At 45.4% G+C, this 16,098-nt stretch carries 12 protein-coding genes; 3 read left to right on the top strand and 9 right to left on the bottom strand.

From position 1 onward, the window contains the following. Position 1: 1 nt before the first annotated feature. Positions 2 to 814: an NUDIX hydrolase gene (locus UL82_RS03855; RefSeq protein WP_046439096.1), complete on the bottom strand. Its 813-nt coding sequence runs from the start codon at positions 812 to 814 to the stop codon at positions 2 to 4. A gap of 48 nt (positions 815 to 862) precedes the next feature. Beyond that, positions 863 to 1,735 (bottom strand): ABC transporter ATP-binding protein, encoded by an 873-nt coding sequence (locus tag UL82_RS03850; protein ID WP_046439095.1) that lies wholly within the window; start codon positions 1,733 to 1,735, stop codon positions 863 to 865. A 261-nt stretch (positions 1,736 to 1,996) separates the two neighbouring features. On the opposite strand from UL82_RS03850, the gene UL82_RS03845 reads away from it, so the two are divergent. Next, complete coding sequence (locus UL82_RS03845; RefSeq protein WP_046439094.1) at positions 1,997 to 4,027, top strand: alpha-1,4-glucan--maltose-1-phosphate maltosyltransferase; 2,031 nt, start codon at positions 1,997 to 1,999, stop codon at positions 4,025 to 4,027. A 139-nt stretch (positions 4,028 to 4,166) separates the two neighbouring features. Then, entirely contained in the window at positions 4,167 to 6,356 is a 2,190-nt protein-coding gene (glgB, locus tag UL82_RS03840) for a 1,4-alpha-glucan branching protein GlgB (RefSeq protein WP_046439093.1), read from the top strand. An 82-nt stretch (positions 6,357 to 6,438) separates the two neighbouring features. On the opposite strand, the gene UL82_RS03835 is transcribed toward glgB, so the two are convergent. The 4 genes from UL82_RS03835 to thrC all read right to left on the bottom strand — a co-directional run bounded on the left by UL82_RS03835 (position 6,439) and on the right by thrC (position 10,229). Further along, on the bottom strand, positions 6,439 to 7,776 hold the full coding sequence (locus tag UL82_RS03835; protein ID WP_046439092.1) for a Na+/H+ antiporter family protein: 1,338 nt from the start codon (positions 7,774 to 7,776) through the stop codon (positions 6,439 to 6,441). A gap of 307 nt (positions 7,777 to 8,083) precedes the next feature. Continuing rightward, positions 8,084 to 8,620: an NUDIX hydrolase gene (locus tag UL82_RS03830; RefSeq protein ID WP_046439091.1), complete on the bottom strand. Its 537-nt coding sequence runs from the start codon at positions 8,618 to 8,620 to the stop codon at positions 8,084 to 8,086. Continuing rightward, positions 8,620 to 8,775, bottom strand: a complete 156-nt coding sequence (locus tag UL82_RS11230) for a hypothetical protein (RefSeq protein ID WP_169746259.1) — start codon at positions 8,773 to 8,775, stop codon at positions 8,620 to 8,622. The genes UL82_RS03830 and UL82_RS11230 overlap by 1 nt, the downstream gene beginning before the upstream one ends. Before the next feature lie 26 nt (positions 8,776 to 8,801). After that, entirely contained in the window at positions 8,802 to 10,229 is a 1,428-nt protein-coding gene (thrC, locus tag UL82_RS03825; protein WP_046439090.1) for a threonine synthase, read from the bottom strand. A gap of 72 nt (positions 10,230 to 10,301) precedes the next feature. Between thrC and UL82_RS03820 the strand changes: the two genes are divergently transcribed. Continuing rightward, positions 10,302 to 11,606: an MFS transporter gene (locus UL82_RS03820; RefSeq protein WP_046439089.1), complete on the top strand. Its 1,305-nt coding sequence runs from the start codon at positions 10,302 to 10,304 to the stop codon at positions 11,604 to 11,606. Between the two features lie 35 nt (positions 11,607 to 11,641). Here UL82_RS03820 and UL82_RS03815 read toward each other — a convergent pair whose 3' ends face one another. The 3 genes from UL82_RS03815 to UL82_RS03805 form a co-directional block, all read right to left on the bottom strand. Continuing rightward, on the bottom strand, positions 11,642 to 11,911 hold the full coding sequence (locus UL82_RS03815; protein ID WP_046439088.1) for a hypothetical protein: 270 nt from the start codon (positions 11,909 to 11,911) through the stop codon (positions 11,642 to 11,644). A gap of 216 nt (positions 11,912 to 12,127) precedes the next feature. Further along, positions 12,128 to 12,778 carry a biliverdin-producing heme oxygenase gene (locus UL82_RS03810; protein ID WP_046441157.1) on the bottom strand — a complete coding sequence of 217 codons (651 nt, stop codon included), beginning with the start codon at positions 12,776 to 12,778 and terminating at the stop codon, positions 12,128 to 12,130. 162 nt (positions 12,779 to 12,940) lie between these two features. After that, positions 12,941 to 16,048, bottom strand: a complete 3,108-nt coding sequence (locus tag UL82_RS03805; RefSeq protein ID WP_046439087.1) for a bifunctional [glutamine synthetase] adenylyltransferase/[glutamine synthetase]-adenylyl-L-tyrosine phosphorylase — start codon at positions 16,046 to 16,048, stop codon at positions 12,941 to 12,943. Positions 16,049 to 16,098 lie beyond the last annotated feature (50 nt).

Raw genomic sequence — 16,098 nt, 5'->3', positions numbered from 1 at the left:
ATTAAAACCGCCTCACTGGAGTATGGGTGAAAAACTCTTGGTAGCGTGCATCCTCTACTGGGGTACCGATTATTGGGGTGAGGTCAAAAGTAGGTGTATCGGCAATAACCTCAGCAACACATGTGTAGTGAGAAAGTTGTAATAGTTGTGCCCACGTGGGTAAGACCAAGTTAAGCAGGCCAGCACGCCAACCGTCTAAAATAAGTGCTGGTGGAAACCAACCGGTGGATGAAACTTCTCGGTTATTTCCATCAGGTTCTTGGCCAGGTACTTGAATTGCTAGCAGGCTATAGACATCAAAGTGGTGATTTTCTTCTACCCCAGATACCCAACGGGCAAATGGGAATAAAAGATCAGAACGAATAATGAGATTATTTTCGGCTAGCATCTGTACCAATGATAAGGAATGATTTTCTAGTGCCACGCGCTGTTTATGGTATGCGGTAGCATCATCAATGAGTCGACCATCGGCATGGGCGGCGACCAAGGTACCGGTTTCTTCAAATAGCTCACGCACCGCGCCGCCAATTAATCCACGTGCATACTCATTGGTGGTGTGAAGCCGGTTCGCCCATTGCTCAACGTCTGCTTTACCCCAAATGTTATACACGCTACCGTCACTACAGTATTGTTCCTCAAAGTCACGTAGATCTACCCCACCGCCGGGAAATACCGTTGTGTTAGGAAAAGTAGGCATCGATGAAACACGTTCTTGAACGTATACCTCTAATCCATGTGCGGTATCGCGGATCATAAGTACTGTTACGGCGAGCTTGCGCCCGCCAAGGCCTTGAACTGGCTGCATTGCCGACATTGTTCCTATCCTATCGACTTTTATCTACAACGCAGACATGGTTCATGCTTATCGACGATGTTGGCCAGGGATCCTACTGCGGCGGGCAAAATATCGTCCGTCAATCTTATCCACGGCAATCTGCTGGTGGAAGGCTTTAGTAAGGTTTTCGCTTGTCATCACATCATCGATGAGCCCTTGAGCAACCACGGTTCCTTCATCTAAGAGCATGGCGTGCGTAAAACCTTCTGGGATTTCTTCCACATGATGGGTAATCATCACAATCGCTGGTGAATCCGCGTCAAGGGCTAGTTGATTGAGATAACTAACTAGATCCTCGCGTCCTCCAAGATCCATACCTGCGCTTGGTTCGTCGAGAAGCAAAAGTTCTGGGTTTGCCATTAATGCGCGAGCTACTAGCACCCGTTTGCGTTCCCCTTCGCTTAGTGTTCCCCAGTTGCGATCTGCGAGGTGGAGTGCACCAACTTGTTCTAGGATGTTGTTTGCTCGATCAAAATCAAGTTCCTCATATTCTTCACGCCAGCGCCCTAAAATGGCATATCCTGCTGAGATAACTAAGTCTTTTACTCGTTCAGTATCTTGAATGCGATTTCCTAAAGCTGCTGAAGACATGCCAATCATGGTGCGTAAATCGCGCATATCGGTTTTTCCTACCCGCTCACCCATAATCCAGGCTTTACCTTTCGACGGATATTCTTCTGCTGCCGCTATGCGGATCAAAGTGGTTTTTCCTGCCCCATTAGGACCAATAATGACCCAGCGTTCGTCAAGCTCTACTTTCCAATTGATCGGCCCTAAGATTTTATTACCGCTACGGATAAACTCCACTTGTTCAAAATCAATAAGTAGATCAGGATCGCGTTCTTCATCAACAAAGCGCGATACATAAGGCTTCGGGGTAGCAGAATTCGTGGCAGTCATGTCTCCAATAATGACCGATAGCTACGCTTTCGTGTGGAAGTGACACAGCGATTCCTTATGACAGTGCTCTTTATATATTTTTTATTGGGTAAACCAGGGGTGAAACACCACAAATATACTGATAACTATCGTCGATAAGCAGTTTTACTGACGGATTCCTCACTAATCCGGTGTATATCCGTTTGCTTGACTATCCTCATGTTCAGGTTCACATGTGTTATGCGCATAAAGAGATCACGACAGATGTAAGGAAGTACCCCTGTGACCGGACGCCTCGCTATCGAAGATATTCGTCCTACTATTTCCCACGGCTCTACCCCAAGTAAGGCTGTTGTTGGCGAATATATCCCTATTTCTGCACTGGTATGGCGCGAAGGCCACGATGCCATCGCTGCCACTTTAAATGTGACCGGCCCAAAGGGATCTCGTTTTGAAAAAACAGTGCGCACCACCATGGTTGTTGATGAATACGATGTTGATCGTGTCTACGGTGGTTTTGTTCCAGATATTCCAGGCGAATATCGTTTCCGTATCGACGCCTGGAGTGACCCCATGGCCACGTGGCGACACGCGGTAATTACTAAAATTGAAGCTGGCCAAAGCCCGGCAGAATTAAGCAATGATCTAGCACATGGCGCACAACTTTTTGACAAAGCGGCCAACAATGCCAAAGCCAAAACTACGCAAAAAACACTTGCAGAAGTTGCTCGTTCTTTGCGCAGCGATAAACCGCTAAGAACGAGAGTTGCACCCGCATTAAGTGTTGAGGTTTTAAGTATTTTAGCGCTCACTCCGGTGCGTGAGCTACTGACAAAAGGCCCGGAATTAAAAATAAAAACCGATCGTCGTACTGCTCTTTTTAGCTCTTGGTATGAACTTTTCCCGCGTTCAACTGGCGGCTGGGATGATAATGGAAACCCAGTACATGGCACTTTTTCTACCACAGCAGCAGCATTAGACAGAGTGGCTGCTATGGGCTTTGACACCGTATATTTCCCACCGATTCATCCCATTGGCGAAATCAATCGAAAAGGGCGCAATAACACGCTTACTCCAGAACCACATGATGTAGGCTCCCCGTGGGCAATAGGTTCTGCGGCAGGAGGCCATGATGCAGTTCATCCAGAACTAGGCACCATTAAAGACTTTAAAAAACTGCTTGCCAAGGCAAATTCTTTAGGGCTAGAAGTTGCTCTTGATCTAGCACTACAAGCAGCTCCCGATCATCCTTGGGCGCATACTCATAAAGAATTTTTCACCGTGCTAGCTGATGGCACTATTGCTTATGCAGAAAATCCCCCCAAAAAGTACCAGGATATTTATCCGCTTAATTTTGATAACAACCCTCAGGCAATCAAAAAAGAACTACTACGAATAGTTCAATTCTGGATTGATCTTGGGGTAACTACATTCCGCGTAGATAATCCGCATACCAAACCTACTAGTTTCTGGGCGTGGTTGATTGATACTATCCATCACCGTCATCCTGAGGTCATTTTCTTAGCTGAAGCATTCACCCGCCCGGCGCGTCTATATGGTTTAGGTAAAGCTGGTTTTAGTCAGTCTTATACTTATTTCACATGGAAAACCACTAAGCATGAGCTGCGTGAATTTGCCCAAGAGATTGCTGGTTTAGCAGATGTCTCACGACCAAATCTTTTTGTTAATACACCCGATATTTTGCACGAATCCCTTCAATATGGCGGGCGTGCCATGTTTGCAATCCGAGCTACATTAGCTGCTACTATGTCGCCGCTGTGGGGTGTTTATTCTGGTTTTGAGCTCTATGAGCATCAAGCCGTGAAACCAGGTAGTGAAGAGTATCTTAATTCAGAGAAATATGAACTCCGCCCACGTGATTTTGAAGCGGCAAAAGCAACTGGTGATTCTTTGGAAGATTACTGTGGTTTGCTTAATCGGATTCGGAAAGAAAATCCGGCTCTTCAGCAGTTACGCCAAATCACGTTCCATGACACAGCTAATGATAAAGTTTTGGCTTATTCTAAGGTGGATCCTGTTTCCGGTAATGCAGTCTTGGTGATTATTAATCTTGATAGTCACTGTATGCAAGAAACAACAGTGCATATGGATATGGCTGCTATTGGGCTTCATCAACATGATGTTTTTGAAGCCAAGGATTTAATAACTGGTCAAACTTTTACTTGGTCAGAGAATTTTTATGTTCGTCTCAATCCCACAGCAGATGTTGCGCATATTGTGTCTCTACCGCAGGTAGGAGTCAATCAGCGGATGAAGATTGCTCAGCGAAACCAGGTGGATTATGTGAATTAACCTTATATACTGGTTGTCAGTATCACATATAAAACCAAAACTTTTCGGCCACCATATTAGGTACCCTCGACAAGCGAGTATCCTGCTAGTGGATAGGAATATTCACTAGCGCACTATCTTTTTTAAGGATCGTATTCCTATGTCTTTTTCTTCTGATCTTCAACTCAATGACGACGATCGTCGCCGGCTTACTACCTGTTCACACCACGATCCACATGGACTATATGGTTGGCACGCTACCGAGCAGGCTGCGCTTATTCGTACCCGACAGCTTGGTGCGCAGAAGGTCGAAGTTATTATCGGTAATAGCCGCCATGAAATGTTTCCTATTGGCGATGGTATCTTTGAGCTGGCACTATCTGATACCACCCCGATTGATTACCGGCTTTACGTTACTTGGGATGATGGCACAACCACTGAAATTGCCGATCCTTATCACTTCTTGCCAACCATCGGAGAATTCGATCTTCATCTTATTGGTGAAGGCCGTCATGAAAGCCTATGGACGGTATTGGGTTCGCATATCCGCAGTTATGATACTGAACTAGGCACGGTTACCGGTACTTCTTTTGCGGTATGGGCACCCAATGCCGCCGGTGTTGCTGTTGTTGGTGATTTCAATGGTTGGAATCCAAACCAGCATCCTATGCGTTCGCTAGGGCAATCCGGTATCTGGGAATTATTTATCCCTGGTATCGGTGTGGGTGAGGTATATAAATTTGCTATCCATACCCCAGAAGGCCAGCGCATAGATAAAGCTGATCCGCTAGCTCGGCAGGCAGAGGTTCCTCCAGCAACGGGTTCTATTGTCACCGAGTCTCAATACACGTGGTCGGATCAAAAATGGCTTAGCCAACGCGAAGAAAAAGACTATAACCGTGAGCCAATAAGTATCTATGAGGTACACCTTGGTTCTTGGCGGCAGGGATTAAATTATGAACAGCTTGCTCAAGAATTAGTCGAGTATGTTTCGCAAATGGGTTATACTCACGTCGAGTTTATGCCAGTTGCAGAGCATCCTTTCGGTGGTTCTTGGGGTTATCAGGTTTCTGGTTATTATGCTCCCAGTGCACGCTTTGGCAGTCCGGACCAATTGCGTGCGCTTATTGATGCCTTCCATAATGCTGGTATTGGTGTCATTGTCGACTGGGTGCCAGCACACTTTCCTAAAGATGATTTCGCACTGGGTCGTTTCGATGGTCGAGCACTGTATGAACACCCTGACTGGCGTCGTGGTGAGCATAAGGATTGGGGCACTTATATCTTTGACTTTGGCCGCAATGAGGTACGTAACTTCCTTGTCGCCAATGCTTTATACTGGCTGGAAGAATTCCACATCGATGCTTTAAGAGTCGATGCTGTTGCTTCCATGTTGTACTTGGATTATTCACGTGAAGAAGGTGAATGGGAGCCTAATGTTTTCGGTGGTCGAGAAAACCTAGAGGCGGTGCAATTTATCCAAGAAATGAATGGCACTGTACACAAGCACTATAGGGGTGTGCTAACTATTGCTGAGGAATCTACTTCTTGGCCGGGAGTAACAACTCCTACTGAGCATGGTGGGTTAGGTTTCTCCATGAAATGGAATATGGGGTGGATGAACGATACCCTCGAATACTTCTCTCACGATCCGATCCACCGCAGCTATCACCACAATGAGATTACTTTCTCTATGGTGTATGCCTATTCCGAGAATTTTATTCTTCCGTTTAGCCACGATGAAGTAGTACACGGTAAAGGCTCGTTATGGACACGTATGCCTGGCGACGCATGGAATAAGGCCGCAGGTCTGCGCACTCTCTACGCTTATATATATGCTCACCCAGGTAAAAAATTGCTCTTCCAAGGCCAGGAATTTGGCCAGGTCATGGAATGGAGTGAAGCACGTTCACTTGATTGGGATGACACGGTAGGTTGGGAAGGTGAATATCACGATGACCTGCGACGACTAGTTATTGATCTTAATAACCTTTATAAACAGTCCCCTTCCCTTTTTACTCAAGACCATGATCCTGCTGGTTTCAGTTGGGTTAAATCTGATGATGCCGCTAATAATATTCTGGCGTTTACCCGCTATAGCGATGACGGGGAGAAAATGCTCTGTGTATTTAACCTCGGCGGCACCAGTCAACCGCACTATAAGCTGGGCGTGCCAGCCGGCGGCAATTGGGAATGTGTCTTAAACACCGATGCTGGAGTATACCAAGGCGCAAACAATACTCTAGAAACTCACGTTGCTGCCTGGGATACCCATTGGGATGGCTACAACCACTCCCTTACCGTGCATATTCCAGCAATGAGCGCACAATTCTACCGCTGGGTTGCCTAACAATAATGCATCTGTTGCATTAACTAAAGGGGTTAGTTCTATTACGGACTAACCCCTTGTGACATATCTTAACTACCAGTGTTTATAACACCATGGCGGCAATCCAACCGGCTGCAATCAATGGTAGATTGAAGTGGATAAAGGTTGGAATAACGGTGTCACGAATATGGTCATGCTGACCATCCACATTAAGCCCTGAGGTTGGCCCTAAAGTAGAATCCGATGCTGGTGATCCGGCATCACCTAGTGCACCGGCTGCACCGATAATTGCCACGGTAGCGGCAGGACTAAAGCCCATTGTCATACACAGTGGTACATAAATGGTTGCAATAATTGGCAGCGTCGAAAAGCTAGAACCGATTCCCATGGTGACGATCAAACCGATCAGCAGCATCACAAATGCACCCACTGCCTTATTATCACCAAACAAAGCCGCAGAGGTACTGACCAAAGATTCCACTTCGCCGGTGGCCACCATTACTGAGGCAAAACCCTGAGCGGTAATCATAATAAAACCAATCAGCGCCATCATTTTCATTCCAGCAGTAAACACATCATCAGCTTCGCGCCAATTTACTGCACCGGTAAGCATAAAAATTGCTAAACCAGTAAGCGCCCCAACAAGCAGGCTATCAGCATCAGTATCGGTGGCTTGCATAATTACCTGCACGGCAAAGGTTGCCACAATCGCTACTAGGGCAATAATAACCTTATAGCGCGAGACCTCTTCTTCTGGTGCCTGATTAACCTCAACGTAAGCATAATCGCGGGGTTTCCGATACGAAAAGAAAATAGCCACGAGTAAACCCACAACCATACCCAGTGCCGGTATCGCCATGACATGAATAACGTTGATATCAGAAATATCCATACCAGCAGCAGAAATATTTCCTAACAAAATGCTATTTAAGAAGATCGCGCCAAAGCCTACTGGCAAGAACATGTAAGTGGTAACCAAGCCAAAAGTAATCACACATGCAATCAGCCGGCGATCAATACGCAAGGAGTTCATCACTTCTAATAGCGGCGGAATAATAAGTGGAATAAAAGCAATGTGGATAGGGATAAGATTTTGGCTCATAACCGACATCGCCAAAATGCCTGCTACCATCAACCATTTTGCCGCAACAATTGTTTTGGGACCAGCTTGATGGCCTATTTTTTTACTAATCCAACGTGCTAATACAGTCGGTAACCCCGAACTTGCTACTGCCATAGCAAAAGCCCCTAATAGGGCGTAGCTAAGCGCAATTTTAGCTCCCCCGGAAAGCCCTTCTTGAAAGGCAACCATAGTGGCATCCAAGCCAAGACCAGCAAGTAAACCACCAACAAGGGCGCTAATAAATAGGGCAAGTACAACATGTACCCGCATAACCGCCAAAACGATCATGAGGATAACAGCAATAAGGACTGCATTCATAGCGAATACTATACGCAGACGTGCTTAATTTTACCTATTGGATATTAGTTATTGCGGTAGTTTGGGGGCAACTTCACATTTGCTGACCGCACTAACGCTTTCTTCAAGGTCTTATCAAATATTTCCCACTACGCTTATTGTTTTCACTGACCGCTTGTCACTTCATGAACACTCAAAATGTCAAAAATACTGTCTACACCACAACATAATATGCAAGGTATTTTTAATCGAGCTGAACCTCAGATGCTTTATTAATGCCCACCTTTTAAGCTAATCTCATATACATTTAAGCAAACGTAGCTGTGTTTTACCGGGTGCGATCGCGTTTTTCAAAGCCTAATCTGGCACGATATCCCTCTGGGTGACGTAACTGTGCTACCGCATCACCAATACATAATCTAAACCTAGGCTGCATAGGCGGCATCTGCATTATTGAAAACCAACGCACATCAGTAGATTCATCATCACCGACTATTGGTTTATCTTCACCAATGACACTGCATCGCACAGCAGTTTCCAAAAACTGACATTGATCGCCATTCGGATAGGTCACTGGTTCTATCGCACCCACGCCAAGCAATGCTTCTACGCTAACCTCAAGCCCAGTTTCTTCGGCAACTTCCCGCACGGCAGCACTATGAGGTTCTTCACCAGGATCAATAATTCCAGTCACTGGTGTCCACTCTCCAGTATCGGCACGTTTAACTAATAACACCTGAGGCACCTCAAAAACAGGTGCACCAGGGGGAACGTCTTTAATCACAATGGCGGTAACGCCAGCAAGGAATAAGGGATCATGGCCAATCTTTTTACGCAGTTCTACGATGAACTCTGGTGTGGCCATTAGTTTTTCTCTTCCCCACTGTCTTCGGTTATCGACTCCGGTGTTAATTTACGTGCGGCTTTCTCGGCAGCTGCTTGTTGTTTAATCATCTCCGCGAATTTTTCCGGATCGAAATCCGTAAAATACTCTGGTCCGGCGAATTGTTCCTGTGCCATGATCTTCTCCTTATACTTCAAGTCTTTTAACTATGCATAGCTATAAATTGCTTCACAGCATGCACGTCATTAGCAATATCAACGACTGTGCGTTCTGCTTGCATAATTGCAGCAAAACGCTCTGGTGTTTCTGGGGTATAACCAATAGCTTCAGTCATTGTCTCGGCAAATTTCACTGGCAATGCTGTCTCGAGAACAATAATTGGGGTTGTAATCTCTTGCACCCATTGACGTGCTACTTTCACGCCATCAGCAGTGTGTGGATCAATAAGAACACCCAAACGATGATGACAATCCGCAATAGTTTTTATGCGATCAGCATGCGTCGACTTACCGGATAGAAAACCATACTTAGCGGATACATCTGAAAACGCAGGATGCTTTGCCAAGGAGAATCCACCTTGAGGCACTTGAACAGCAAATAAATCTGCTACCTGTGCAGCATCGCGGTCAAGCAAATCAAAAATAAACCGCTCAAAATTGCTAGCTCTCGAAATATCCATTGATGGACTCGAGGTTTCAAAAGTATCTGCCGAGCTTCGTACCCGATATTCTCCGGTACGGAAAAATTCGTCTAAAACATCATTTTCATTTGTTGCCAGAATAAGCTTATCAATGGGTAATCCCATTTGCTTTGCGACGTGTCCAGCACAAATATTGCCAAAGTTTCCGGTGGGCACACTAAAAGACACTTTTTGCTCGACACTATCTGTTGCCCTAATCCAGCAAGCAATGTAATAAACAACCTGGGCTACTAGCCGCGCCCAGTTAATAGAATTAACCGCACCAATATGCTTTTCTGCTTTAAACTCTGCATCATTAGAAATCGCCTTGACTACATCTTGACAATCATCAAAAACCCCATCAAGCGCAATATTAAAAATATTTGGATCATCAAGCCCAAACATCTGTGCCTGTTGGAAAGCAGTCATGCGCCCCTTTGGGGTAAGCATAAAAACTTTAATTCCATTGCGTCCACGCATCGCATATTCAGCGGCCGATCCAGTATCACCACTGGTTGCTCCAAGAATATTTAATATTTTACCACGCCTAGCTAGTTCATATTCAAAAAATTCCCCTAGTAATTGCATCGCCATATCTTTAAAAGCGGCGGTAGGGCCTTGTGAAAGATGCCCAATAAAAATACCCTCTTCTAACTGGGTTATTGGAACAATATCTGGGCTAGAAAATTTCGGATAGGTATACGCACGCGCAGCAATTTCTTGAAGATCTGTCTGCGGGATGTCATCAATAAAAAGAGCCAAGACTTCCGCAGCAAGTGCTGCATAACCGTCGTTATTAAGGATCTCGCGCAAATAGTTAAGCTTTTCTACATCTAACTGTGGATATTCCACCGGTAGATAAAGACCGCCATCAGCAGCTAAACCACCAAGCAAAATATCACTAAAAGATTTCTGAGTTTGAAGACTATCGCGCGTAGAGATGTAATGCATGGCTACTACAATAACCTTTTTGAGGAAAGAAAAAAGAAGTTTTAGTCACACCGAAAATAAAAGGAGCGCCCGGTGACGGCGTCGAAAAGCACGATAAATCAACTAAGCAAGCGAGCAATAATTGTTTGGCTTAGCGCATGCGGTGTTTATATCGTTGCAGTTACTGGACGGACAAGCTTTGGAATAGCTGGTGTTTTTGCCATCGATCGCTTCCATATTGATGCATCCAGACTTGCCTTTTTCACTTCGGTACAGCTCGGTGTGTATGCGATAAGCCAAATCCCGGTAGGACTGCTTATTGATCGTTATGGCGCGCGCCGTATTTTACTTTTAGGTGCTTTGGTTATGACAAGTGGTCAATTTATTTTAGGAATTGCCACAACGTATCCCCTAGCTATTAGTGCACGAATACTTATTGGAGCCGGGGATGCCACCGCCTTTTTATCGGTACTGCGTCTACTACCAGTCTGGTTTCCGGCTCGGGTTAGCCCACTATTTGCTCAACTTACTGGTTGTTTAGGACAAATCGGGCAATTCCTTTCCGCTGTTCCCTTCTTATGGTTGCTTAATACTTATGGCTGGTCTATTAGTTTTATTTCTCTTGCTGCAGTAGGAGTACTAATAAGTTTTGCCGCAGTTATCTTTGTTTCCAATACTCGTGCCGAACCACGAGTACATTTTTTCCATCGCACCCGCGAATCTATAGACCAGCCTGGATCAGCAACTCCAACCCGCACCTATGCCATACTGTCGCACGTGATAAAAAGCCCCCTGGTATGGCGGGCACTTTTTATCCATTGGACAAATATGGCACCGCTGAATGTCTTTCTACTGCTCTGGGGCACACCCACAATGACTCTCGGCATGAATTTCACTGCGGCTCAGGTGGGAATCGTATTTACTTGCGTGACAATAAGCACCATCATCGCTGGTTTTGGTCATGGGTTTCTTTCCGCACGACTTAGTCACCGACGCGATATTTTCGCCAGCAGTACCGCCGGTATAAATATTACTTGCTTAACTTTATTATATGTGATTCCAACAACACCACCGCGCCCTGTAACAGTAATTATGCTCGTTATCTGCGCATCATTGCTTATTCCTAGTGCTAACTATGGTTTTGATAGCATTCGCGAAAAAATGCCGCTGCCAGTGCTAGCCACAGCAACCGGCTTTGCCAATATGGGTGGGTTTACTGCGGTCATGCTATCTGCACAAATAATGGGTGCGCTACTCGATAGTCGCGGCGGTTATTCCTGGCCTGATTTCCGCTATGCCTGGACTGGGCTTCTTTTGGTCTGGATTATCGGCATTATTGGTTTTTGTGTTGCTCACTGGAAAATAACTCACAGCACAACTAGCGAGGCCACCACGTAACCTTAACCTGGCCTCGCTTATTATGGGTTTACTTCTTATTCGCCGCGCTTAGAAATCAATGCATCAATAATCGAATTCAGCGCCACGTTTCCAATAGCTTGACCATCAATTATAGTCTCATTTTTCGATGGTGAATTAAAGTGGGCAGCTTGGCCGTGCGATTGGGTAATAGTAGCTACCAAATGGTTATCTTCTACTTTTAATACACTCACCGGTTGCGCCCCGGAGGATTCCAAAGCACGCACAAAAGTCTGCAATTCAGCAACAGTACATCCATCAAGATTCAACGAAACAGTAATAGGCATTTTATGCTCCTTAACTAACGTGTTTTTCCATCCACCCTAGAGCAACTTTTGTGTGATGTCATCGTCTACTTATTAACAAACCTCTTTATTGCTTTAGAATCTCATAGTTCCAAGATATGCCTATGTCCCGTATTGCAGACTTAACTTAAGTCAGACCAATACGAGACATTTGGTTCTAGTTATCTGCCGACATATTATGTCGGCACTAAAAAGTTTTTAATTCTTTTCTAACTCAGCAAAGACCCGATGATTAAAACCAAAAGCACGAGCAGCTTCAGCCAATAGAATCTCAATTTCTTCTTCAGAAAATTCTTCAGCAAGTCCATCAAGTTTCTCACGGTAGAGATCCTTATATGGTTTGAGTTTTCCAATCTCTGCAAAATCGTAGAAACTTACTGCCTCTGGATCTACTCCATAATGGCGTTGCATCATACGCCCAATCGCCTGACCGCCAGAAAGATCACCCAAGTAACGCACATAATGGTGTGCAATCAACCGAGGCGCATCTTTGTTATCCCGAATCTCTTCTAGCGCTGCAACATAGTTTTTAGTAGCTGGAAGCGCATGCACGGTATCATGCCACTGAGTCGATCCGTGCAAAACATTAAGATCATGCTCTAGCGCAGCGCTACGGTTTAATCGAGGATCAAGAAATTCGATACACCGTCCGCTTTCACGTACCGCTTCAACTGCTTCTTCCAATGCGCGATAAAAAAACCAGGATTGCTCTTGTAAAGCAATAAAAGCATCTTTATTTAGTTCCCCCTCCATAAGGTGGCTCATAAAATAAGAATGCTCAGCATCTTCATGAGCTTGCGCAGTGTAAAGCTTCAAGTCAGCAGCAATACTACGAACGGCGGTCGTCATCATAGGGCCTTTCAATTCTTAAGGCGCCACAGCGCCACATCATTTCTTTAGCCCCTCAAGAATAAATTAGGATAGCCTTGCTAAGAATCAATCAGATGGTTGATTTTTAGGTAAGCCTAAGTCGGTTTTCTATATCGTCATTAGCAACGATAATCAATACTTTTAGACTTCATGCTCACCTACTGGCTCACCCCAAAACACCTCATCAACTACTTTTCTAGCGTGTCGGGTGATCTTCAAATAATTTTCTAAAAATTCCTGATAATCATTAGGGTTCCACCCCGCTGCCCCCGCAACCGCTGCTAGTTGAGGACCAGGTAGAGGCAATTGATCAGCGCGTTTTCCACGCACTAAAACAATTGCGTTTCGCGCTTGAGTAGCAGTAAGCCATGCCTTGATTAAGATATCTACTTTTTCTGGAGCAATTAATTTTTTATCTTTAATTGCCTCTAATACCGTCAGCGTCGAAGTACTATGCAACTGCTTATGCTTGTGCGCATACATCAAGGTAAGAAGCTGAGCAGTCCACTCAATATCAGTTAAGGCTCCCCGGCCTAATTTAGTGTGCGTATTTCGATCCGCACCACGAGGTAGACGCTCATTATCTACTCGAGCTTTCATCCGTCGCACCTCTTGAATCATCTTCTCATCAGCGCCTGCTGTGGGATACCGAAACTGATCAATCATTTGACAAAACCGCACCCCCAAATCAGTATCCCCGGCAATCCAAGTAGCCCGTAAAAGAGCTTGAATCTCCCATACCTCCCCCCAACGCTTATAGTACTGATAATAGGAATCTAATGTTCGTACTACCGCCCCAGAACGACCCTCTGGACGCAAACCAAGATCAACTTCTAATGGTGGATCACCGCTTGGTTTAGCCAACCGAGTGCGCATGCGTTCGCAAATCTCACTCGCCCACCGTACTGCCGTTGTATCATCAACCCCATCCGCAGGCTCACAAACAAACATCACATCCGCATCAGAGCCAAACCCTAATTCAGCACCACCTAAACGCCCCATACCAATAACTGCGATGGTTGCCGGGGCTAGTTTCCCTTGCAATGAAAAACGAATCTCAGCGTGCAACGCTGCTTCTAATACGGCATCCCACACAATAGATAAACCGTGACAGATTTCTTTGACTTCCATAAGATTCAACAAATCTGCCGCTGCTAGACGGGCTAATTCCACTCGTCTTAAACTGCAGGCTACAGAAATAGCTTTTTCTGGGTGCTCATGCCGCGAAGCTGCCCGTACTAAAGATCGCGACACAGTTTCTGGATTTATCTCCAATAATTTTGGTCCGTGAGTACCATCGCCAAACTGTTTTACACAATCTGGAGCAGAAATAATCAACTCAGCAGCAAAAGGAGAATTGCCTAAAATCCGCATTAACCGCTGGCCGACAATACCTTCATCGCGCAACATTCTTAAAAACCACGTGCGATCATTAGCTGCATCAGATAATTTTCGATAATTTAATAATCCAGCATCCGGATCAGCAGTGTGAGCAAGCCATTCCATCAGCATCGGCAAAAGCATTGCTTGAATCTTTGCCTTCCTACCACTGCCTGCTGCTAATGCCCTAAGATGTTCAAAAGCACGATCTGGATATTGATATCCTAGTGCCCCAAGCTGTAATTTTGCTGCTACCGGGGTGAGTTTAATAGTGCCAGCATCCAACTGTGCCACTGAGTTAAGCAATGGTCGATAAAATAGCTTGTGGTGCAGGCTCAAAATAGTGCGTCGTACTGTGCGTAACTCTTTTTTTAACTTTTCGGTGCTGCTGACCCCATCACGCGGCAAAAAACCTGCACTTCTAGCTAGCCACCGCATATTATGCTCATCATCATAGGCTGGAAGCGTATGAGTTCGTTTCAACTTATGCAGTTGCAAACGGTGCTCTAGAAGACGCAAAAACTCATAATCAAAAATAAGCTCCGCACCATCTTCTCTGCCTACATAACCACCATCAATAAGTGCAGTTAAGGCATCGACTGTAGCCAGCGTGCGCAAAGATTCATCTGCCCGACCATGAACAAGTTGAAGAAGTTGCACTGCAAATTCAACATCGCGCAGCCCACCGTCGCCAAGCTTAAGTTCTCTATCGCGCATTGTGGCAGGAACGTTTTCAACAACTCGTCGGCGCATGATTTGGACATCACTGACAAAAGAATCGCGTTGACTAGCCTGCCAAACCAATGGGCTTAATGCATCAAGATAATCCTGACCTAGTGCTAATGATCCCGTCATCGGTCGGGCTTTCAATTGTGCTTGAAACTCCCAGGTTTGTGCCCACCGCTGGTAATACGCCAAATGAGATTCAAGAGTACGCACTAATGCACCACGTTTTCCTTCTGGGCGCAAAGCAGCATCCACTTCGAAATAACATCGCGACCCAATTCGGATAAATTCACTGGCCAACCGAGTTATTCTGGTTGTCACTGATCCAGCAACAAAAATAACATCGACATCAGAAATATAATTGAGCTCACGGGCACCACATTTGCCCATTGCTATCACGGCAAAAGTGCTATCAAGTGGTGTTTGTCCATAAATATTATGTACTGCTACTGCTAAAGCTGCGGTTAAAGCCGCATCAGCTAAATCGCTCAATGCGTGCACAACAGTACTAAAACGCAGCGTCTCACCACCTTCATGCCGTCCATTGTCAGCATAGGTACCAGCAAGATCTAATGCGGCAATTCGCAGCAACAAGGTGCGATATTCCAAGCGGAGAATTCTTTCTGCTTCAATTCCACCTATTTCAGCACAATAGGTACCAGCAGTGGTGCAATCTACTTGCGCTTGATCGACCGCATTAGCACCAAGCCCTACGGCAGTATCATCTAAAAAGTGCGCTGGTTGTGCTGCTACCGCAGAAAGCAAAGTCACAAACATCTCTTCCCGGGAAGGAATACCGTAGGTAAGAGCTCGCCATTGTTGTGGATTAGCAACTAAATGATCAGCAAGCGCTGCCGAACCACCCAAAAGCGCAAATAATCGAACCCGAAAAACAGCATTTTCTCGTAACTCTTTATCAAGTTCGATATGACTACCTTCAGTATCGTCAAGCATATGAGCAAGACGAACAATAGAGTTAAGTGCTAAATCAGCATCTGCTGTTCCTGCCAAGGCCCATAATAAGTCAAGACTTGCTAAGTTGTACCAGCCCAGCCACTCAAGATCTTCTTGAGCATTGCGTCGATGTAAATCCAACCCTGCCATCGTAGGCAGGCCGCCCCTATTGGTACGAGATGATTTCATAAAAACTCATCCTTACGCGATAAACGTAGCCAGCTTAGTTATAACGATGG

It is taken from the genome of Corynebacterium kutscheri, assembly GCF_000980835.1.
GTDB classification, from domain to species: Bacteria; Actinomycetota; Actinomycetes; order Mycobacteriales; family Mycobacteriaceae; genus Corynebacterium; species Corynebacterium kutscheri.
Note: the sequence above shows the minus strand (reverse complement) of the source record. Positions and strands in the feature narration are given on the sequence as shown.

What these genes read in the sequence shown, in the direction of transcription:
- UL82_RS03855 (WP_046439096.1), bottom strand. Translation starts at nt 814, where the DNA reads ATGTCGGCAATGCAGCCAGTTCAAGGCCTTGGCGGGCGCAAGCTCGCC.
- UL82_RS03850 (WP_046439095.1), bottom strand. Translation starts at nt 1,735, where the DNA reads ATGACTGCCACGAATTCTGCTACCCCGAAGCCTTATGTATCGCGCTTT.
- glgB (WP_046439093.1), top strand. Translation starts at nt 4,167, where the DNA reads ATGTCTTTTTCTTCTGATCTTCAACTCAATGACGACGATCGTCGCCGG.
- UL82_RS03835 (WP_046439092.1), bottom strand. Translation starts at nt 7,776, where the DNA reads ATGAATGCAGTCCTTATTGCTGTTATCCTCATGATCGTTTTGGCGGTT.
- UL82_RS03830 (WP_046439091.1), bottom strand. Translation starts at nt 8,620, where the DNA reads ATGGCCACACCAGAGTTCATCGTAGAACTGCGTAAAAAGATTGGCCAT.
- UL82_RS11230 (WP_169746259.1), bottom strand. Translation starts at nt 8,775, where the DNA reads ATGGCACAGGAACAATTCGCCGGACCAGAGTATTTTACGGATTTCGAT.
- thrC (WP_046439090.1), bottom strand. Translation starts at nt 10,229, where the DNA reads ATGCATTACATCTCTACGCGCGATAGTCTTCAAACTCAGAAATCTTTT.
- UL82_RS03815 (WP_046439088.1), bottom strand. Translation starts at nt 11,911, where the DNA reads ATGCCTATTACTGTTTCGTTGAATCTTGATGGATGTACTGTTGCTGAA.
- UL82_RS03810 (WP_046441157.1), bottom strand. Translation starts at nt 12,778, where the DNA reads ATGACGACCGCCGTTCGTAGTATTGCTGCTGACTTGAAGCTTTACACT.
- UL82_RS03805 (WP_046439087.1), bottom strand. Translation starts at nt 16,048, where the DNA reads ATGAAATCATCTCGTACCAATAGGGGCGGCCTGCCTACGATGGCAGGG.